General features: G+C 33.1%; 18 protein-coding genes. 6 read left to right on the plus strand and 12 right to left on the minus strand.

Going from position 1 to position 21,287, the window contains the following annotated elements:
* Nucleotides 1-8 precede the first annotated feature (8 nt).
* Together ACFWV9_RS08840 and smpB are read right to left on the minus strand one after the other, a co-directional pair.
* Nucleotides 9-2,471, minus strand: coding sequence for a DUF5686 and carboxypeptidase regulatory-like domain-containing protein (locus ACFWV9_RS08840; protein ID WP_411894846.1), 2,463 nt, complete (start codon nucleotides 2,469-2,471; stop codon nucleotides 9-11).
* Nucleotides 2,472-2,586: 115 nt separating this feature from the next.
* The gene (smpB, locus tag ACFWV9_RS08845; protein ID WP_411894847.1) at nucleotides 2,587-3,045 is read right to left on the minus strand and encodes an SsrA-binding protein SmpB; all 459 of its coding nucleotides are present in this window, start codon (nucleotides 3,043-3,045) and stop codon (nucleotides 2,587-2,589) included.
* 105 nt (nucleotides 3,046-3,150) lie between these two features.
* Here smpB and ACFWV9_RS08850 point away from each other — a divergent pair, with 105 nt between their 5' ends.
* On the plus strand, nucleotides 3,151-3,900 hold the full coding sequence (locus ACFWV9_RS08850; protein ID WP_411894848.1) for a DUF6503 family protein: 750 nt from the start codon (nucleotides 3,151-3,153) through the stop codon (nucleotides 3,898-3,900).
* A gap of 7 nt (nucleotides 3,901-3,907) precedes the next feature.
* Here the strand turns inward: ACFWV9_RS08850 and ACFWV9_RS08855 are convergent, their stop codons facing one another.
* The 10 genes from ACFWV9_RS08855 to clpB form a co-directional block, all read right to left on the minus strand.
* Nucleotides 3,908-4,681, minus strand: a complete 774-nt coding sequence (locus ACFWV9_RS08855) for an SDR family oxidoreductase (RefSeq protein WP_411894849.1) — start codon at nucleotides 4,679-4,681, stop codon at nucleotides 3,908-3,910.
* 93 nt (nucleotides 4,682-4,774) lie between these two features.
* A complete protein-coding gene (locus ACFWV9_RS08860; protein ID WP_411894850.1) occupies nucleotides 4,775-6,061 on the minus strand; it encodes a carbamoyl-phosphate-synthetase in 1,287 nt (428 codons plus the stop codon).
* 10 nt (nucleotides 6,062-6,071) lie between these two features.
* Nucleotides 6,072-7,322, minus strand: coding sequence for a glycosyltransferase family 2 protein (locus ACFWV9_RS08865; protein ID WP_411894851.1), 1,251 nt, complete (start codon nucleotides 7,320-7,322; stop codon nucleotides 6,072-6,074).
* A gap of 3 nt (nucleotides 7,323-7,325) precedes the next feature.
* Nucleotides 7,326-8,150, minus strand: a complete 825-nt coding sequence (locus tag ACFWV9_RS08870) for an SMP-30/gluconolactonase/LRE family protein (RefSeq protein WP_411894852.1) — start codon at nucleotides 8,148-8,150, stop codon at nucleotides 7,326-7,328.
* Between the two features lie 8 nt (nucleotides 8,151-8,158).
* A complete protein-coding gene (locus ACFWV9_RS08875; RefSeq protein WP_411894853.1) occupies nucleotides 8,159-8,905 on the minus strand; it encodes an SDR family NAD(P)-dependent oxidoreductase in 747 nt (248 codons plus the stop codon).
* A 155-nt stretch (nucleotides 8,906-9,060) separates the two neighbouring features.
* Complete coding sequence (locus tag ACFWV9_RS08880; RefSeq protein ID WP_411894854.1) at nucleotides 9,061-9,945, minus strand: histidine phosphatase family protein; 885 nt, start codon at nucleotides 9,943-9,945, stop codon at nucleotides 9,061-9,063.
* Between the two features lie 76 nt (nucleotides 9,946-10,021).
* Nucleotides 10,022-10,720: a purine-nucleoside phosphorylase gene (deoD, locus tag ACFWV9_RS08885; protein ID WP_411894855.1), complete on the minus strand. Its 699-nt coding sequence runs from the start codon at nucleotides 10,718-10,720 to the stop codon at nucleotides 10,022-10,024.
* Nucleotides 10,721-10,749: 29 nt separating this feature from the next.
* Nucleotides 10,750-11,412, minus strand: coding sequence for a deoxyribose-phosphate aldolase (gene deoC / locus ACFWV9_RS08890; RefSeq protein ID WP_411894856.1), 663 nt, complete (start codon nucleotides 11,410-11,412; stop codon nucleotides 10,750-10,752).
* 293 nt (nucleotides 11,413-11,705) lie between these two features.
* Nucleotides 11,706-12,575: a TraB/GumN family protein gene (locus ACFWV9_RS08895; protein WP_411894857.1), complete on the minus strand. Its 870-nt coding sequence runs from the start codon at nucleotides 12,573-12,575 to the stop codon at nucleotides 11,706-11,708.
* A 162-nt stretch (nucleotides 12,576-12,737) separates the two neighbouring features.
* On the minus strand, nucleotides 12,738-15,344 hold the full coding sequence (clpB, locus tag ACFWV9_RS08900; RefSeq protein WP_411894858.1) for an ATP-dependent chaperone ClpB: 2,607 nt from the start codon (nucleotides 15,342-15,344) through the stop codon (nucleotides 12,738-12,740).
* 357 nt (nucleotides 15,345-15,701) lie between these two features.
* Here clpB and ACFWV9_RS08905 point away from each other — a divergent pair, with 357 nt between their 5' ends.
* From ACFWV9_RS08905 to ACFWV9_RS08925, 5 genes are all read left to right on the plus strand, one after another.
* Nucleotides 15,702-16,874, plus strand: coding sequence for a hypothetical protein (locus ACFWV9_RS08905; RefSeq protein ID WP_411894859.1), 1,173 nt, complete (start codon nucleotides 15,702-15,704; stop codon nucleotides 16,872-16,874).
* A gap of 2 nt (nucleotides 16,875-16,876) precedes the next feature.
* Entirely contained in the window at nucleotides 16,877-18,547 is a 1,671-nt protein-coding gene (locus tag ACFWV9_RS08910) for a toll/interleukin-1 receptor domain-containing protein (protein WP_411894860.1), read from the plus strand.
* A gap of 98 nt (nucleotides 18,548-18,645) precedes the next feature.
* Entirely contained in the window at nucleotides 18,646-19,029 is a 384-nt protein-coding gene (gene ytxJ, locus ACFWV9_RS08915) for a bacillithiol system redox-active protein YtxJ (RefSeq protein ID WP_411894861.1), read from the plus strand.
* 25 nt (nucleotides 19,030-19,054) lie between these two features.
* Entirely contained in the window at nucleotides 19,055-19,579 is a 525-nt protein-coding gene (locus ACFWV9_RS08920; RefSeq protein WP_411894862.1) for a hypothetical protein, read from the plus strand.
* Nucleotides 19,580-19,643: 64 nt separating this feature from the next.
* Nucleotides 19,644-21,191 carry a leucine-rich repeat domain-containing protein gene (locus ACFWV9_RS08925; RefSeq protein WP_411894863.1) on the plus strand — a complete coding sequence of 516 codons (1,548 nt, stop codon included), beginning with the start codon at nucleotides 19,644-19,646 and terminating at the stop codon, nucleotides 21,189-21,191.
* Nucleotides 21,192-21,287: the final 96 nt, after the last annotated feature.

Here is a 21,287-nt window from a genome sequence, read left to right on the forward strand (position 1 = left end):
TTGTAAATTTAAAAGAATTTTAACCCAAATAAAATGGCATCGCTTTGAAAACCACTTTGATAAGAACGTACATAGTCTACCCTCAAGAAACGCCATTTACCCCAACCAATATTATCCACACCAATAGTAAACTCTTGGTAGGGTATATTGTTTGGTGTAGCCAAGTTATGAGCACCAATTATAAGGTTGAAATTTAGTTTATTGATTAATGGTAATTTACCAAGTATAAAACCATTGAAGTCATGTTCTGTATGCATTTCAAAATAACTATCGTTAGTGCTTAAGTCGTAATAACCTAGGTTATTGAAGACATCGGTATAATTACCACGACTACTAACATTTATTTGATTGCCATTAAAATGCTGATAATCCATAAAAGCTATATCATCAGCATTAAAGAATTTCCCTATTCTCATATTATAACTAAACCTTCCTTTATCTGCTATATTGAAAGATTGGTAAAGCCTAGTTTTAATTTGATCAAAATTATAGTCTTCATTAGTTGAACCCAGTCCTTTTTCATAACTTAAAACTAGGGTTGGGTATTTGTCCGTTGAAACATTGAATTTGCTATCAGGATAACTCAAATATTTTTGACCAAAGTTAAATCTTCCAGATACATTTAATTTTATAATATTGTGAACTTCAAATGGTGCAGAAGAATTGATGGGATCTAACGGATTGTTGCTTAAATATTCTTTATCATCTTGTGGATAAAAGGTCTGATCAGTCGTATTAAACAGAGGACTTCTATTTTCATAAGAGAGACTAGAATAGAAACGAAAACCATTAAATAATTCTTCTGAGTAATTTAATTGTACAAAACCGCGTTCGTACAGTTTCATATAATTTTCTTCAAAAAATAGAGTTGCTACTGAATTCCAGAATGGTCGTATGGGATTAGATGCATTATATTGTGCCACCTGCACACCAGCAGTTAAAGTTAAAAAAGCTCTTGAAGTGTCATTAAACTTAAAGGACAAAGCACCAGTTCCTCTTAATTTTCTTTCTGAAAACCCATATTGAAAACCAACATTTGCCCTGAAATATTGCTTAAAGTCATCGTAATTTTTTGTATAAAATATATTGGCATTAGCTGCATAACCTTGAACAGTATTGAATTGAAAACCACCTAAAGGTATATCAAAGCCAAAACTATAATCTTTAAAAGAGTTTTGATAAGTGTAGCCAAGAACATTATTTAGTTTAAATCTATTATTCTCTCTATCTAAAGAATCTAAATATGGTCTTGATTCTCTAACGTTTTGTATGCTATCTTTCTTAATATAATCAGTACTTTCTTCTGTAGTAAGAGGTACTGGTCGGATTTGTTTCCAAAATAAAGAATCTTTCTTATTAGCTTTATCTTCAAAAGCTACCAATTCTGGTCCAAAGTCCTTTGATGTTAAAACACCATTAAATTTGTAATTACTATAAACCGCCGTAAATCTGCCATCTCCTTTAATACCAAGAAACTTGTATTTAAAGTCTATACTTTGCGATATTATTGCCCAAATGTCTTCTTTTTCAGAATATGAAAAACTCTGTTTAAGGGAAATTATATCTACCGCAGGTATTCTGGCTTGCACACCTGTAATATCAAGCTCTATAGCATAAATGGTCCATTGGTCTTCGACAATGTAAATTGATCCTGAGAAAATAGGATCGTTCTTGCGTTTAGGAATGACATTGATTTTATTTATTAGATTACCTCTGTCATCATAAAACACACCTTCTAATTTATACCTATAATACCCAAAGGCATTATTAGCAATAGGTGAGATTATTTCATTACCAAATTCCACTGTGTTATTATAAAAGTTATAATCTACATCAATGGCATTGTTAAAACTAAATCCGCTATCATCACCACTAACTTTTGATGCGGTTATTTTTTCCTTTAATTTATCAGGTCTTAAGAATTGAATTTTTGAAATAGTCTCAGAAAGATAGATAATACCGCTTCTGGTAGAATCTAAACCACCTCCTAGATCACCTACTTCTTGACCCAATATTTTCTCAGGTGCATCTTTAATTCTAATAAGTCCGCGCGAATAAAAGTCGGCTTTGTAAGAATTGATTTTTTCTAGATTCTCCTTTCGTTTTGCTATAGCATTGCGCATTATAGCGTTTGCAGGATTTTCTTCTGCATTAACAATTACTTCTCCAAGTGAAAGAGAACCCTCTTCCAAGGTAACATCAATCTTATAAGGAAACTTGCTTATTGTTACTTTCTTTTTAACGGTTTTAAAACCTAAATAAGTAAATACAAGTGTATAGGCTTTAGCTTCTGTAATGTTAAGCTCGTAATAACCATCATCGTTGGTAGTTGTCCCTTTGTAGGTGTTTTCAATAATAACATTTACAAATGGTAATGGCTCATTTTCGGTATTTGTAATAGTACCATTTATTTGTGCAGTAATTGTATAACTTAATAGAGTAAAAACTAGACAGAGTAGTGCTTTCTTCATTGATTTTGATTGATAATGGCTAATTGAATGGGCTTTGAATTTAAACGAATAACAGCCTATTTTGTTTCAAACTTAGATTAATTTTAAATGCGTATAGGTTATAGCATTCTTAAGGTTATCGAAAACTTTTCTTAATGCGATCTAAGTTCCTTTTGTTGTCCCGATCCTTGATTGTTTCTCGCTTATCATAAAGCTTTTTACCCTTAGCCAGTGCTATGTCTAGTTTTGCCAAGCCTTTTTCATTTATGAACAACCGAAGCGGAATAATGGCCATACCTTTTATATTGACTTCCTTTTCAAGTTTTTTTAGTTCTCGTTTGTTAAGTAGAAGTTTTCGTTCAGCTTTTGGCCTATGGTTATAGTAATTGCCAAAAGCATATTCTTCAATAGTCATGTTTATAACAAAAAGTTCTCCCCTGTCATTAAATTCACAGAAGCTTTCAGCAATAGAGGCTTTACTTGCTCTGATAGATTTAATCTCAGTGCCAGTTAGTACAATACCAGCAGTATATTTATCTACTATCTCGTATTGAAATTTAGCCTTTTTATTAAGTATGTTCACCTTATTTTGCATGGATTGCAAAGGTAGTTGTTAAAGTGAAAAGTTAAAAGTTTATTACTATAAACTCATCTTAGTAAGCTAATTGTTAGTTTTACGACTTGAGAATAAACCTCTGGAATGAAACATTTATATATACTTTTATTAATTCTGTTAACTATTGGTTGTAAGCAAGAGCAAAAACAGCCAATTTTAACTGCTAATGAGATAATTGATAAATCCATTGAAGTGTCTGGTGGTGAGCGATTTAACAGGTCGGAAATCAGTTTTGATTTTCGGGGTATATCCTATTTTGCACAGCGAAAAAAAGGAAATTTTTTGTTGGCTAGAAGTTTTTTAAATGTAACAGATAGTATAACGGACTTCTTAACTAATAATGAATTTAAACGTTTAGTGGGCGAAGAGTTTATTGAGGTTGCTGATTCTATGGTCACAAAATATAAAGCATCGGTTAACTCTGTACATTATTTTTCTGTTTTACCTTATGGATTAAATGATGGTGCTGTTAATAAAACCTTGTTAGGAGAAGAGGAAATAAAAAACAAAGCCTATTACAAAATTAAGGTTACGTTTAACAAAGAAGGTGGAGGAGAGGATTTTGAAGATGTTTTTATCTATTGGATTGATAAAGAGAATTTTAAAGTACAATACCTCGCGTATTCATACAATGAGGATGATGGTGTTGGCATGCGTTTTAGAGAGGCTTATAATGAACGATATGTAGGAGGAATTAGATTTATAGACTATAACAATTACAAGTCTTCAGAGAGTTTATTGTCACTAATTGATTTGGGTAAGTTTTTTGAAAAAAATAAGCTCAATTTATTATCTAAAATTGAGCTTAAGAATGTTGTCGTTAATGACTTATAAAATTAGGTTATCTTCCCAGATAGCCTCCATCTACTGGTATTATGGTGCCAGTAATATAGTCACTTGCTGATGAAGATAAAAATACAGCAAGACCCTTAAGATCATCTCCAGTTCCCCATCTTTTCATTGGTACTCTCATAAACACCTCTTCCGTTCTTTTCTTGTCATTAATCAATGCAGTATTTAGCTGTGTATCCATATATCCAGGCGCAATTCCATTTACACAAATACCTCTTGAAGCCCAATCGTTTGATAAGGCCTTGGTTAATTGACCTACACCACCTTTAGAAGCTGCATATGCAGGAATAGTGATACCCCCTAGGAAGCTCATTAAAGAAGCAATATTTATGATTTTACCACCACCTTGTTTGAGCATAGTATTACCGGCAAGTTTGCAATAATGAAAAGTTGCATCTAGATTTATGGCAATTACTTTGGACCATTCGTCATCTGGAAAATTTTCACTAGAATATCTCCTTTGAATTCCAGCGGAATTAATCAATATATCAACTCTACCGCCTAAAATTTCTAATGCTTTGGCATAGGAGTCATCTATTTGAGATTTAATACTCACATCGGCTTGAATAGCTTCTACATCAAGTCCGTTTTGTTTAAATTCTTTACTAAATTTAAATGCCCTTTTATCATAGTCAATAATTACTGTTTGGGCTCCAGCTTCAGATAGGGCTTCTACCATTGCTATACCAAGATCCCCAGCGCCACCCACGACAATGGCTTTTTTGCCTTCTAGACTAAAAGTTTCTAATATGTTTTTTTTCATTTTATTAAGAATCTATTCATTTAAACACCTCATATTAAGGGTATATATAACAAATATTTTTTGATTGGTTATTATTGAGTTTCATTTAATTTACTAATTGTTGTAATCTTCGGGATTCCATAATGGAGTCCATTCAATTATCATATCTTCTCCATTTTCACCCTTAACATCTAAAATTTCTTTTATGTCAAGAATGGTTTGATTAGTCTCTTCTATGGAATTACAAGCTGTATATATTCTGTACAATATCTGTCTCTCTGTACCAACCCATTCAGGCATCACGGTATCACCTTCCTTAAAACGTTCTACTACAAAATTGACGTTCTTATGATTCTTAATTTCATTTAATCCTTTTATTGATTCGATTTTTCCGTCTTTTAAAAGTATCCAAATAGAACATGCGCTTTTACCTTGGAACATATAATCGTTCAGTTCAGCAAAGTTGTCTTCGCCAAATTTTCCAGTTAATGCAAAGTTCAGTAGCATTTTTCTATGGTCAAACCCATTAATATGCGCTAAATGGATATGTGGTGCTTCACCCTGCAAACGGAACCCAGGATCATAACTGTAGAATACTCCATTTTCAACGAAGAATTGAACATTTAAAACACCGTTTTGAACTTCTGTAGCTTTGAATAGTTCACTTAGCTTTGGATGGACTTCTTCAACAAAAGATTTTGTATATGTTGAAGGATAAACGGTTGATAATGCTATTGGACTAGAATCGCCTTGGATTCTAGTTAATATTCTATCGTATGTTGCTGATAGATAAGGTACGCCATCTTTAAAAGTATAATATACAGCCATATCATCACAATTAGAATCCATATACTTTTCTACCATAACAATTCCTTTTTTAGAGAATTTTAAGGCGTTAATTACAGTCTGTCTGTAATCTTCTTCATTTCTACAGATTTTCATACCAACACCGCCACCACTGTCAACAGGTTTTACCATTAACGGTAACTGCACATTCTCGGGTTTTCTTATTTCCTCGTCTTTATGAAGATAAATACCTGGTATATCTTGTACACCATGTTCTGCACAATATCGTTTATAGCCACTTTTACTGCAAAATGCTTCTATTGTGCCATCAGTAGCATAGCATGGAAGATTTAGTCTATCACAGATTTCTTTATACGGTTTAACCAAAATATCTGCTACACCAACTAGCACTCCATCAACATTATTATCTTCTGCAACTTTGACTATTCCGTCAATATCAAAACCGTCAATATCATAGGTCTCTTTTGCAAATTTCTTAGCTGGCGCATTTGGGTTAGGATCTATAACGATAGTGTGAAGTCCCATATTATTGGCAACCTCTACTAACACACCTGTTTCTGGATTTCCACCAAGGATTATTATTTTTTTAGACATAATTTTTCAGCTATAATTTTAATTGTTCAATATTTTGTTGAAATAGAAAATTTTTATCAAATCCAATATCATTAATAAGTTGTTTTATTTCTGCTTCTTCCGTTTTAAAATGTGCGATATGATCATCATGAATTCCCATAAGCAACAATTCACTTTTAATTAATCGATGAGTAGAAGGATTAATAGTAGCAATAATTAAGTAATCAAAATCATCTTCATCCACTGAACTAATAGGTTGTACAGAGGCATTTCCAATTTTTAAGTCATGGAAATCCACATCTACCCAATTAACAATTTCAAAATAGTTGGTTTTAAGATTGGTAGATAATATATGTTGGCCAAATGAACCGGAGCTGTAAACAACAATCTTTGAGCCTTTTGAAACATCAGTAAAAGGGTTAAAAAATTCTGGTGTATCATTTATTTGAATCAATCCACCAGATCTCACCAACAATTGAGAATAGAGATAGTAATTTAATTGGGTAGCCAATAAATTTTCATCTAGCACATCCGACAATTTTATTTTTAAATGATTCATTAATAATCCCAATCTATAATATTCCATATTTGGATCTTCAATAGACTTAACAATTGAATCATGTCTTTGTCGATAGTAATAAAGTGGTATTTTACTAATTACTAAACTTTTAGATATAGCCAAATAAGAATAGGTTATGGCTGCATCTTCACCCATTAAAATGTCATTATGGACATCAAATAGAACTTGAGTGAGTAATTCCTTTTTAAACAATTTATTCCAAACATAAGTTGTCATACCATGTTCACAAAACTCACCATTGAAAATTGCTTTTGGAATTATTGATGACTTTATTTGGTCTTCCGTGTAAATGCCAGGATTGGATGGTTTAATGGTTTCAATTTTTCCGTTAAATTCTCTGAAATGCCCAGTTACAGTTAAATCTGCATTATTTGTAATTGCAAGTTTGTATAAAGTGTCCAAGTAATATTTATCCACCCAATCATCACCATCAACATTTGCGATATATACTCCCTTAGCTACTTCAAGACCTGCTTTACGTGCTGATAAAAGTCCTCCATTTTTCTTATGAATAACCTTTACTCTTGGATCCAACTTGGCATATTGGTCACAAATTTTTGGGCATTTATCAGGACTACCGTCATCTACTAATATTAATTCGAACTCTTCGAAAGATTGATCGAGAATACTTTCAATACATTTTGGTAGATACTTTTCTATTCCATAAACAGGAACTATTACACTTATTTTAGTAGGTTTCATTGGTTAGGATTTGTTTAATTCAATATAGTATAATGCACTACCACAATTATTCGGTTCTAGACCATTATTTGCCGTTGTGACATAAAGGTTTCTATTATCATCAAAGCAGCATGATGTTACATTGGTATGCGGTAGTTTAATTTCGTTAATTTTTCTTCCTGAATTTGGATCCCATTGTGTAATACAAGAACCACCCCATTCAGCAACCCATAACATTCCATTTTTATCTATCGTCATCCCATCTGGACTTCCCTCTTCGGTGAATTCAACAACATCAGAAATAAAGGTAGCATCGCCAGTTTTAATGTCATAGGCATATTTTGCAATTCTTTTAGTTGGTGTATCGATAAAGTACATAAATTTTTTATCTGTTGAAAAAGCTAAACCATTTGAAATGGTAGTATTCTCTATGAGAACTTTGTATTTATTTTTATAATATGAGTATACCTTCCCGATATTATTTTCTACTTCCGGATACCCCATGGTACCTATAATATATCGTCCCATGGAATCTTGTATACCATCATTATATCTCACATTATCATCAATATCAATCTGAAATTTAAAGGTACTTTTAAGGTTGTTGAAGTTAACTTCAAAAAAACCATTTTTTGAGGCTACAATAACAATTTTCTTTTCATTAGAAAGATATACATTACTTACAGGTGAATCTAATTTTATACTCAATATCTCTTTTGAAATAGGCGAGTAGCAAAAGACTAATCCATCTAGTATAGAGACAAAATATAAAAGCTTGTTTTGAGGATCAAATATTGGTCCTTCAAACAGTTCTGCCTCTTGTGAATGATATATTATGGTTGAAGCCATACTCTTAATTAGATATATTCTCCTCCAGTTATTCTCATTAATGAACCTGTGGTCATAGCAGAATTGTCAGATATGAAATACATAACTGCCGGAACTGGGTCAAATGGGCTCAGCATTCTACCCATAGGAATTATGTCTTTTGCCTTATTTTTAAGTTCATTTTCACTTACTCCTTCTTCTGCTCTTAGTTGAATTTCACCTTCGGTATTTGTCCATCCCATTACTAAATAGTTTGATCTAATACCATATTTTGCATAGTGATGGGCTATATGGTTTGATAATGTATATAAAGTACTTTTAGTTAGGGCATAAGGTGCTCTGTCTTCTTGGCCATAATCCATATGTGCAGATCCAAAAAATACGATAGAACCAGATTTATTGTTCATCATGGATTTTAGAACATGTTTGAGCAAGAAATAGGGTGCCTTAAGATTTACATTAAAAATCTTGTCATATACTTCTTCATCGGTATCGATTATGGAGGCCACAGGTGTTATACCTGCATAAACAATCAACGCATCAATTTTGTTAAACTTTTTGATTGTTTGATTATAATAATCTTCAATTCCATTGATAGAATTAAGATCAATTTTATGGAAGTATAAATGGTCTTTAAATTCTGAAGCCTCTACTATTTGGTTGCCTAATTTTTCATCTCTACCACAGAATGCAACATTATAGCCTTTAATTAGGCAGGATTTAAGAATTTCATTTCCAACACCTTTGGTGCCACCCAATAACATAACTGTCTTCATAGATGTATAAGATAATCTCAGTAAATTTAGAATTCAAATCTAGGTATTTAAAATTTAAAAATTACTTTTTTTCTATAGAAGTACTCTATATTCGATTAAACTATTTATAGCAATTAAAATTATGATAATTAGGTAGTTTCGTCGGTTTTTTTGTACTAATCAACCTTTAAAAGTGTAGATGTTTTTGAATCTTTAGAAATTGTTACGATATATAGATTAGAATTATTGCTTTCTTCAATCATTTTATATTTCTTTTCACCGATCAATCCATTAGTAAACATAGGTGTGGTATTACTATGACCAACAATAAGTACCGTTTTACCATTAGTGTCTTTTTTAAATGATTCAACATTCATATTTCGTGGATCATAAAATGTAAGTTCAACACCATTGGCATTAGCAGTTGGCATCGCAGTTTCTTTGGTGCGATGGTAATCTGTAGAATAGACCATATCAAATTTGACATCCTTTAAAATATTGGCCCAATTCTCAGCACGAACCTTACCTACATCCGTCAGATGCGGATTTCTGTTTAATTTATCAGACTGATCTTTTTCTGCATGACGAATTAAATAATATGTAGATGTTTTCTTAGTTGCTTCCTTCTCATAAGGCCCTTCCCAGATTACCTGCTCAATCATCCATTGTCCATTATCTTTAGATAACTGTACATAGTCAATTCCCCAGGTAGCAGTAACTTTTGCAGATGCAATGTGATTGCCAATGTCTAATACTTCAACATTTCTTATAATTTTTTCATCTCTGGTTTTACCTTCGTCATTCATTTTCTGCACAAACTGCATTGCCTTATCATAGCTCATATGTGCATAATACTCGTAATTGCCAGATTCTTTGTTTTTCCAATAACCAAACTTGTTTAAACGCGGTTTTATAGCGAGTTTTAGTTTTGTGGTATCGCCTTTGTAAAATGCGTCTATGTAATTGTTTAAAGTATTTTCAATTTGTACTTGATCTGAAGAATTTTGTGCAAATACAGTAATGGAAAGCATTAATAACAATGCCGAAAAGATAGATTTCATCTTGAATGAGTTTGGTTGATTAATTCAAAGATAAACTAGAATAAAAGTGTTTGTTGAAAAAGTTTGTTAAATAATACTATGCTAACTCTAAAGCTATTTCTATCATGCTTTTAAATGTTGTTTCTCGTTCTTTACTAGTTGTTCTTTCACCAGTTACTAAAGAATCTGAAATTGTAAGAATCGCTAAAGCATTTACGTTATGCTTAGCAGCAACTGTGTAAAGTCCAGCGGCTTCCATTTCTACACATAATACACCGAATTTTGACCACTTTTTATAGGATTCTATATCATCTTCATAGAATTCGTCCGATGAAAGAACGTTGCCTGCCTTAATCGGAATGTTTTTTGCTTTTGCTGCTTCAACTGCTTTAATAAATAGGCCAAAGTCTGCAGTAGGAGCATAGTCAGCACCACCAAATCGTAATTCATTAACACCAGAAGTAGAGGAAGCTGCCATTGCCAATACGACATCATAAATTTTCACATCTTTTTGATATGAACCAGAACTACCTACACGTATTAAATTTTTAACACCAAATTCTGTAATTAATTCATTTGCATAAATAGAAATGCTAGGAACTCCCATTCCGGTTCCCATGGCGGAAACTTTTTTGCCATTATAAGTACCTGTATAGCCTAACATACCTCGTACTTCATTGAAGCAAACAGGGTTTTCAAAAAAAGTTTCGGCTATCCATTTAGCTCGTAATGGGTCTCCAGGCAATAAAATAGTTTCTGCGATTTCGCCTTTTTTGGCGCCAATATGTACACTCATATTGTAAAGGTAGTCAAAGTATAGAAATTTTAATACTCTAAAATGGAAGTTTGATTTGTCATCATGGCAACACCGCTTGAAGCACCAATTCTATCAACACCTACTTCTATATATTTTAAAGCGGTTTCAGCATCCCTAATACCACCAGAGGCCTTTATTTTTAATTGGTCTTTTACCGTCTTGCGCATAATTTTTACAGCAGTTAAAGTAGCTCCACTTGAAGAAAAGCCAGTAGATGTTTTTACAAAATCGGCTTTAGCATCAATACAAATTTCGCATGCTTTGACAATTTCATTTTTTGAAAGTTCACTTATTTCCAAAATTACTTTTAAAGGAATATGGCCAATAGCGCGTTTTACTGCACTAATATCCTTAAGGACTTCTACATGGTTTTGACTTTTTAAGCGTCCAATATTAATTACCATATCAATTTCTGAAGCACCGTGTTCAATGGCTTTTTTAGCTTCAAAAACTTTGGCGTCTGTAGACATTGCACCTAAAGGAAATCCAACTACTGTACATACTTTAACATCAGAACTTCCTAAAGCTTGTCTAGCAAAGGATACATAATTACCGTTTACACAAACTGAATAAAATTTATATTTAAGTGCTTCTTCACAAAGGTTTAAAATATCTGCTTCAGTAGCGGACGCACTCAATAGGGTATGGTCTATAAATCTATTTAATTCCATTTAATTTATTTGTAGGGGTTTAATAAAAAATGCCATAGTAATTCTCTCTACTGCCAGAGGGATTTACCAGACTTAATTAAGGGAGTCTTAAGTATTGTGGAATTAAATAGCTCGATAAAAGTAATAATTTATCCGTTAAAATGAATGTTAAATATTGCAAAATATCATGCATTTCATCGAAAAACAACAATCGTTATTTTTAAAGCACTGACAAACAGTTAGTTGTACAAGTGTGTTATAGAGCAAAAAAAGAGCCCGTAATATGGACTCTATATATTATAAAAATGTAGAACTTACTCCGAATCTCTAACGGCTGTCACTGTGTAACCAGCTTTTCTTAGAAGATTGATGACACCATTTTCTCCAGCTAAATGACCGGCTCCAACGCCAAAAAATGTTCCTTGATCTTCTGCATATTCCTTAATTCTTGGAATCCAATTTTTGTTTCGATCATCTAACAATTTATCTTGATAATCAGCAATGCTAGTATAGCTATCATCATTCATCATATCTAACATTTCTGTAATATTTTCATTGCTGTAAATCGTCATTAATTTTGCGAAATTAGCCTTATCATAAGCCATGTTATCCTTGGCTGTTCTTACTAATTCTTTTACTTGGTCTTCGTACGGTATGTCTTCAAATACCTGAATTTGATCCTCTATAGTTTCTAAACCATATATCTCCTCATTTTGTTCTGAAGCTATTTTTATAAGTTCGGCCTCAAAAGATTGCATAGGACAATCAATAAATTTTGAATAGAGCATTGAGGTTAAGAAGAAAGGCTTCACATTTTCAAACATTTTTACAGACATTCCCATATTATTTATAAATAAGGAATCAATAGCTATATATTCCTCATCATTAACCATAGATTTTAGTGTTTTGCTATCTTTCATATACATACCCTTCATCATTTTGACCTGCATCTCTGGATCATCCATATCAATTTCTAAGACTACTTGAGTTGTCTCATCAAGTGCTATAATTACGTCACTTTCTAAAGTCGCATCACATGTTATATGAATGGTACCAAATAGGTAAGAGGCTTTATCCAATCCATTGCCTTCAATTTTCCAAAGGGTTGAATTCTCTAATTTTTGTGCTAATACTGTTGAAGTTGAAAGAAATGTTATTGCTAAAAGAGATAGTAAATATTTCATAGAAGTTTTTAATTTGATCTATAAGTAGCAAATATTATGATAATGTTACAAAAAGGCAAGCAACACCTTTTCTATCGAAAGCGATCCGACTTGAACTAGGTGTTGCTTTAACCAACCAATCAATATAAAGACTGATTTAAACCTATATTGTTACAGGTATTATTATATTTCTTCAATTACCAGGTCACCTTGATTTCTAAAGACTAGTTTATCGTCAAAGGCATCAAGAAGAATAATACTTTCTGTAGTGATACGTCCTGATAGTATTTCCTTACTAAGTTGATTTAAAACCTCCTTCTGAATGACACGTTTTACAGGTCTTGCACCATATTCTGGATTGTACCCTTTTTCACCCAAATACGCTTTAGCTTCAGGTGTAGCATCAAAAGTAATGCCTTGTTCCGCTATCATTTTTGTGACATTCTTTAATTGAAGTCCAACTATATCTAGAATATTCTCTTTAGATAATGGTGTAAACATTATGGTATCGTCAATTCTATTTAAGAATTCTGGTCTAACACTTTGCTTCAATAAACCTAGTACATCAACCTTTGCACTTTCAATAGCACTTTGAATATCCTTAGTTGCCTCAAAACGTTCTTGAATAATTTGACTTCCCATATTTGAGGTCATAATGATAATAGTATTCTTAAAGTCTGCAACACGACCTTTATTATCCGTTAATCTTCCTTCATCTAATACTTGTAAAAGAACATTAAAGGTATCAGGATGTGCTTTTTCAATCTCGTCCAATAGTACAACTGAATAAGGTTTACGTCTAACAGCCTCTGTAAGCTGACCACCTTCATCATAACCAACATATCCTGGAGGTGCACCAACGAGTCTGCTTACGGCATGTCGCTCTTGGTATTCACTCATATCGATACGTGTCATAGCATTTTCATCATCAAACAGATATTCTGCCAAAGCTTTTGCCAATTCTGTTTTACCCACACCTGTTGTTCCTAAAAAAAGGAATGTCCCAATAGGTTTCTGAGGATTTTGTAAACCAGCTCTAGAACGTCTCACAGCATCACTTACAGCTTCAATGGCTTCTTCTTGTCCGACAACACGCTTGTGTAATTCATCCTCAAGCTTCAATAGTTTTTCACGCTCGCTCTGTATCATTTTAGTAACAGGAATACCTGTCCACTTGGCCACAACATCTGCAATGTCTTCATAAGTAACTTCTTCTTTGATTAAAGCGGTTTCTTGCTGTTCTGCCAATTGCTTTTGGTAAGCCTCTAACTTTTCAGTGGCCTCTTTAATTTTACCATAGCGAATTTCGGCTACCTTACCATAGTCACCTTCACGTTCTGCACGTTCTGCTTCAAGCTTAAAGTTTTCGATATCCTGTTTTATATTTTGAACATTTTCTACTATTTCCTTTTCACTTTTCCATTTGGCATTGAGTTCGTTGCGTTCTTCCTTAAGATTTGCTAATTCTGCCTTTAAAGACTTAAGTTTGGTCTCATCCTTTTCACGTTTAATCGCTTCGTGCTCAATTTCTAACTGCATAATCTTTCTATCCAGAACATCTAATTCCTCTGGCTTAGAGTTGATTTCCATACGCAGTTTAGAAGCGGCTTCATCCATAAGGTCAATTGCCTTGTCTGGTAAGAATCGATTTGTAATATATCTATTTGATAATTCTACAGCACCAATGATAGCTTCGTCTTTTATACGAACCTTGTGATGTGTTTCATATTTCTCTTTAATACCGCGAAGGATAGAAATTGCACTTTCTGTATCTGGCTCATCAACGTTCACTTTTTGGAATCGACGCTCTAAGGCTTTATCCTGTTCAAAATACTTCTGGTATTCATCTAGGGTAGTGGCACCAATGGCACGTAATTCACCACGAGCAAGGGCAGGCTTTAAAATGTTGGCAGCATCCATTGCGCCTTGTCCACCTCCAGCGCCAACTAAGGTGTGTATCTCATCAATAAAAAGTACGATATCACCATCGCTAGTTGTTACTTCCTTGATAACGGCTTTTAGGCGTTCTTCAAACTCGCCCTTAAATTTAGCACCAGCAATTAGTGCTCCCATATCTAAGGCAAAGATTTGCTTGTCCTTAAGGTTTTCAGGTATATCACCATCAATTATTCGATGTGCAAGACCTTCTGCAATGGCTGTTTTACCAGTGCCAGGCTCACCAACTAATATCGGGTTATTCTTGGTTCTACGGGAAAGGATTTGAAGTATTCTTCTTATCTCTTCATCTCTACCAATAACAGGATCTAGCTTTCCATCTCTGGCCAGTTGATTTAAGTTCTTTGCGTATTTACTCAGTGAGTTATACGTTTCTTCTTGACTTTGAGAGGTGACTCTTCCGCCTTTTCTTAGCTCTACTATAGCAGATTGTAGACCCTTTTCCGTAACTCCTTGGTCCTTCAAAATCTGAGATATTTTACTTTTAGATTTAAAAATGGCTATAACTAAATGCTCAATAGACACGTAATCATCTTTCATTTTTTTGGCAATGATAGATGCCTCATTTAATGCCTTACTAGCTTCTCTTGAAAGCATAATGTCTCCACCAGAAACTTTAGCAAAACTCTGTATTTCTTTATCCAAAACTTGTTGAAGCATATTTACATTAACATTAAGCTTTTTTAGTAGAAAAGGCAAAACGTTTTCATCAACATTGAAAAGTGCCTTAAAAATATGCTCGTTTTCTATTTGTTGATGACCGAAACCTTGTGCGAGCTGTTGTGCTTGCTGCACGGCTTCTTGTGATTTAATTGTATAATTATTAAAATTCATCTTTCTATGTGTTAATCAATTTTTTGTGTTGTTTTTGCCTAACATTGTTCAATAATCTTACCAACTCCAATAGGTAAGAAAAAAACGACAAAATGTCTGATTTAGTGCATTATAGAGTGACGATTTGACGGTATAAACTTTAAAAAACATCTGTTGGTCAAAGAAATTTATGCATAGTATGTCAAATGATTTAGAAGATATTTTTTTTGAAGTAACCAAGGTAAATTTATTATATTTAGAAAACGATTAATTAATTTATTAACATATGTTTAGATCAAAAATTCAGTTCGATGTAAATTTATAAGCAAGTTGATGTTAATGATTAAATCATTACTAACTAATTCAATCCTATTAATCATGAAACGAAATTTTTCTATTTCAGCCCTAAATCATGGTACCTGCATTTTTGTTTATACATCCTGTATGCTCTTGTTTGGGCTAAATAGCATGTTTGCCCAAAGTGTTGTGACCAATTTAAAATATAACAATCAAAGTGTGCAGTCGGCAAATACTACAGTAATGCTTCCAGGAAATGGAGGAAGTTCTTCCGTGCTTAAGGTTGGAGATCAATTACAATCAGGTACACGTTTAATAATTCCTCCTTATACAATTGTTATGTTACAGTCACCCGCAGGTAGGCAAATATGCTCTTCTATAAAAGGTAAGACTATGGAGTACACGGTTAAAATGACACCGAAAGGTGAAAACCATTATGTAAGGGGTCAGGGTGCTCAAGTTAAAAGTTATGTAAATAAATCTGTTGGTTATAATTATAGAGTAAATAATGGTAGAGGAACAACATCGGCAGCTAGAGGTACCGAATTTACATTTACGGATATGTCAGCAGGAAACAATGAACAAGCTATAATAACTACAGAGGAAGGTTCTATAAATATCATTGACCAAGTTCCATTAAGTATAAACGGTCAATCAGCTCCAACTAATAAACGTGGTGAGCCTATTACACAAGCTGTTTCTAGAATGCAATCTGCAGGAGATCAACAATTTTACTCGAGTGATCAACCAATTGAGTATGCGGATTATTCTCAGGCCATAAGTTATATAAGTAATGAAATTTACAATATTATCGATCCCGAAGAACGCGCAGATAATTTGTTATGTCTTGGTGATCTTTATATGGACTTTGATCAACCACAAAACGCTGTAGATCCATTTAATCAAGCCAGATTAATTTTTGAAGAATATTATGGTCCTGATGATCTGTATACACTAGAAGCAGTAATATCAATGTCTGAAGCAATAGCAAAGTCAGGTGATGTACAAAACGCCAATGCATGGATAGGTAATGCATATAACATTTTAGTTGAATTGGCAAATTGGAACGTTGAAGATTTGAATTACCTTGATACACTCGATTATTTTGAAGAAGAGGATCATGAAGCCTACGATATTATCAGCTCTGAACTTTCTGAAATATATGGATTGATAGGTTGGGCTTATGAGGTTACAGGTGATGTATCTAGTGAATATTATTACGATTTAATGTCAAAGTATGCATTAAAATACTAAGAATGCTCACTCTCAAAAGGCTAGCAATTTATCTTATCACTTTTTTAATCACCTTTATTCTTGCTTTGAATTTAGGTAACTGGCGAGTAGTAGACAATTATTTGGTTGGTTATAGTAATAGAACTAGTGAAGACGAAGCTATTGTTAATAAGGATATTGTGTTTGTACATATAGATCAAAACCCTCCTGGTGAGAGTGGTTGTGAGTCATTTTATCGTAAAAGAAGAAATACAATTAATCTGCTCAATGCTGTTATTGAACAAACCATAAATGATAATGGCCCTAAAGGTGTGATTTTAGATATTTGGTTTGGAAATGACAATACTGAGATGGACGATTTATTAATGGCCATTGAAAATTTAAAAGCTCTTGGTTGTCCTGTTTACGCTGCATATAATATAAATGCTTCTACAGAAAGTGTTGGGATAGATAATGTGAGTTTTGATAATTTAGAACAACAGCATCTCGTACAAGTGTATTCCGTTTTAGCGGATGACCCTGAAGAAGAGGGTTCAGGCTCTGGTCGGTATCATACCAATTTCTATGGTGAAACTAATATGGCCTCTTACGAGAATGACTTTTATTTTTTCTCAGAGTCAATGCAAAGCAATATTTTAATTGAATCACTAGTTCATAAGGTGGTTCGTGATTTAGGTGATTCAAAAACAATGTTGCTACAAGAAAAGAGAAGAGGTTCAATAGTGCCTTATGCTTCAATTAGCGAAATGCAAGAAAGGAGCTATTTTTTTCAACCTGATAGTATTTTGTCATTACAAAGTTTTCTGCCTTACGAAGGTATGAGTCCAGAAGATCAGGTAATTGATATGGATGAAAAAATTATGATTGTAGGTGATCCAGTAAGTGATGTTATTGATTTAGGAAACTCGTCGGTTCCAGGACCCTATGTTGTAACCTGGGCAATTAGCGACTTATTGGATGAAAATATTAGATTGAAATTACCACTTGAAAATGTATGGGTAATTATAAGTCAGATGCTTTTTTATGCATTATTTGTCGCAATTGTTTTTGCATTGATTTTTAAATATGTAAAATCTTTAAAAACAAAACCTTTAATTATAGCATTTCTATCAGCGCTGGCATCTCTTTTATTACTTTTTATTTATTATAAGGTGATCCTGACGTTTAATGCTGTAATTCCAGTTGGACAAACAATTGTGGCCATAATAGTTTCTGCAGGTTTGTGTTGGTTGTTTGCCTACAAATTTTTAGTGACTGGTGTGGCTGAAGGGGCTGAAAAATATGATATTTTCATTAGTTATTCCCATGGCCCAAAAGCAGAATGGGTAGAGAAAAATGTGTATGAGCCTTTGGCAGCATATAGAAAACCAGATGGAGATAAACTGAATATCTTTTTTGATAAAAAGAGTATTGGAATTGGAGAAGCGTTTACTTCAAAGTATATGTGGGCGATTGTAGACACAAAATGTTTTATCCCTGTTGTGACAGATGAATATTATGGTAAAAATCATTGCAGAAATGAATTAGATTTAGCTGTGAACCGTTATGTAGAAAAACTGATTGATATTAACATGCTCACATTCAGTTTTGAAGCAGTGCCAGACCCTTACCGTACTTTTAATTTCATAGAGATTGGCAGAAATCCGAATTTTATTGATATGATAACATCAAAGTTTAGTGATTCTCCCAAATAAATTAGATTAAGTTCTTTTGTAATTAGATAAAGTTATTCTGATTAAATTGCAAAATATAATTACTATCAAAAATATATTACTTCACAGCAAGTTTAGTTATGGGATTTTTAAAAAATATGTTTGGTTCTTCAGAACCTAAAGAAGAAAAAGTTTTACCATGGATACCCTTAACGAACTTAGGTCAATTACAAGAGATTGCTGAGAAGTCTAAAGTAAAAACACAGTTAATTTTTAAGCATTCAACACGTTGTGGTATAAGTAGAATGGTTATGAACCAATTTATAGCATCATATGATTTAGAATCAAATGCAGATCTGTATTATTTAGACTTACTGAGTTACAGGGACGTTTCTAATGAAGTAGGTTATAAATTTCAAGTACTACACCAATCGCCTCAATTATTGGTAATAAAAAACGGTATTGTTATTACACATGCCTCGCATGGTGGTATTAATGATATGGATTTAGCAAAGCATACCTAAAATTTCTAATTGGTTTTATAATTTTATGATTAAAAATAAGAACTACATTCTTTTGTTATTAGTTACAGCATTCTTTTTTGGTTGTCCAGCAGAAGATGACGATGGTGACTGCATGAAAACGATAACTATACCTCAGTTTTATATAGTTAACAGTCAAACTTACAGTTATAATATATCTCAAGAAGTGCCATGTGATTTCCCTGAGCCAACAGAACCTGAGTTGATAGAGCCTCCAACTCTAGAAAATTTCTCGTACGAAGTTTTAAGTTTCATTTTTACGCCAGATACTGGGAATAATACATCAAGATTACAGTTTGAAATTATGTTGAACAATCCAAATGCTTATGCAGTTAATGGAGTGCCGATTTTAACAATTAATGCTGATGGATTAGAATCATCAGGAAGCTTTTCAAATGATGCCTCAACACCTTGTTATCAACTAGGCGAAGATTCAAGTTGCATATTAACATATGATCAGCAGAGCTCATTAGACTTAGGTATAATTGAATCAATTGAATTACTCAACGTTGAGTATATTTTGACGGATTAAGACTTAGACAATATTTAATTAACCAAAAAGCACTAAATTTAAGTGCTATTAATTCAATTTTTCTATGTCGAACAAATTCTCTCAGTTCTTTTTGCTTTTCATTTTTTTGTACAGTTCATCAATTTATTCTCAAAGGGCAAAATCTGAATCTGTCACATCAGTATATTTTTCGGTTCCAGAGTATGATATTTCTATAAGTCCATCTGAGCTTAATTATTCGTTTGCAATGGGCAGAACAAGCTTTAAAAAACCAAAATCCTTCGAAGCTGAAGAAGTGTGTGTTGCTTCAGGTAGCAAAAATGTTTTGAAGGATGCAAAAAAGATTACTGTATATCAATACAGCGTGCCAGCAGAAATTAAGGATTCCTATCTCATTGTAGAAAATTCTTCAGGAGACATAGTATATGCAAAAGAATTTAATAGTTATCAAAGAACAGGCAGTTTAGTGGATGAAACTATCAATTTAGTTTATGGTGATGATGAGTGTTATTGGCATCCTCAAGTTTTAGAGGAAGCATGGAAAGAAGACAAGGCCAAATGGAAAAATAAACAGCACCAAAGAATTAATGAGCGTTTTATTGAAAAAGCCAGGCAAGACGCCAAATCGGCAATATCCTCAGGTTACGTAGAATATACTGTCAATGTTTATACAGGTAAAGGAGGACAGATGGATTATAGTGCTTTAGATAAGGCACAAAGTCAAGCCATCAAAGTATATGAAAATATTTCGAAGAATGGCAAAGTTACTGCTGATGCTACCGAGGCTTTGAAGGTACCAATCAATACTTGGTTAAGCCATTTGGAGCAAGTAAACCTAGATGATAATAAAGCGAAAATTAATAGAAAAGTTGCGCAAGGACTTTATATGAATTTGGCAACAGCCTATTTTCAAACCCGTAATTTTGATGAAGCATCTAAGTATTTAGAAGCTTATGAAGATGCTCATAATAATGCGGTTATGCGTGGTTCAGACCAAAGTGTAAGAAATCTGTCAAAACTTATATTATCACAAAGAAAAGGTCTTGCCAAAAATTCCAATTTAGCGAATGATTATAACACTTTGAATCAATTAAATGTACCAACCAATTTTGAGTTTAAGATTGAGGATCTTGGAGAGTCCATGGCGGATGAATTAAGTGGTCGTTATTATTTTTATTCTAAGGATAAGGAAAAAGAGGCCAAAATAGAAGCTAGTGGTAGCATTTATAAAAGTAATATTAGCCAAGGTCAGTACGGACCAACTTTGGTAATGATGACTGTTTATGATGGTGATCTTGAAGAATTCCCACTAGAAGTAACAGAGCTTGATGTTAAAGGTATGGCATTTACAGGAGGCTACTCCTTTGAAAGTTTACCACCAGAAATAGGGAATATGACAAATCTTGAGCAGATTATATTATCTGATAGTGAGGTTTCTGTTATTCCAAATGAAATTGGAAATTTGACTAATTTGAAACGATTCAATCTTAGTAGAACAAAGGTAAAGGCGCTTCCAGAATCCATTAAAAACTTGAAAAACCTGAAGATGCTAAATATTAAGAAAACTAACATTTCTGAGGCTGAATTTGCCAAAATTCAGTCCTGGTTACCAAATTGTAAAATTAAATACTAGACTATAGGTATTGTTCGTTGTGTTGAACTAATATTATATAAAAAGCTTAATTTTATTTGTCCCTAATTCTGCTTCTATACTAACCCATGAGCGTTG

Origin of the sequence: Winogradskyella sp. A2, from assembly GCF_046762865.1 — a bacterium.
Classification (GTDB): Bacteria; Bacteroidota; Bacteroidia; order Flavobacteriales; family Flavobacteriaceae; genus Winogradskyella.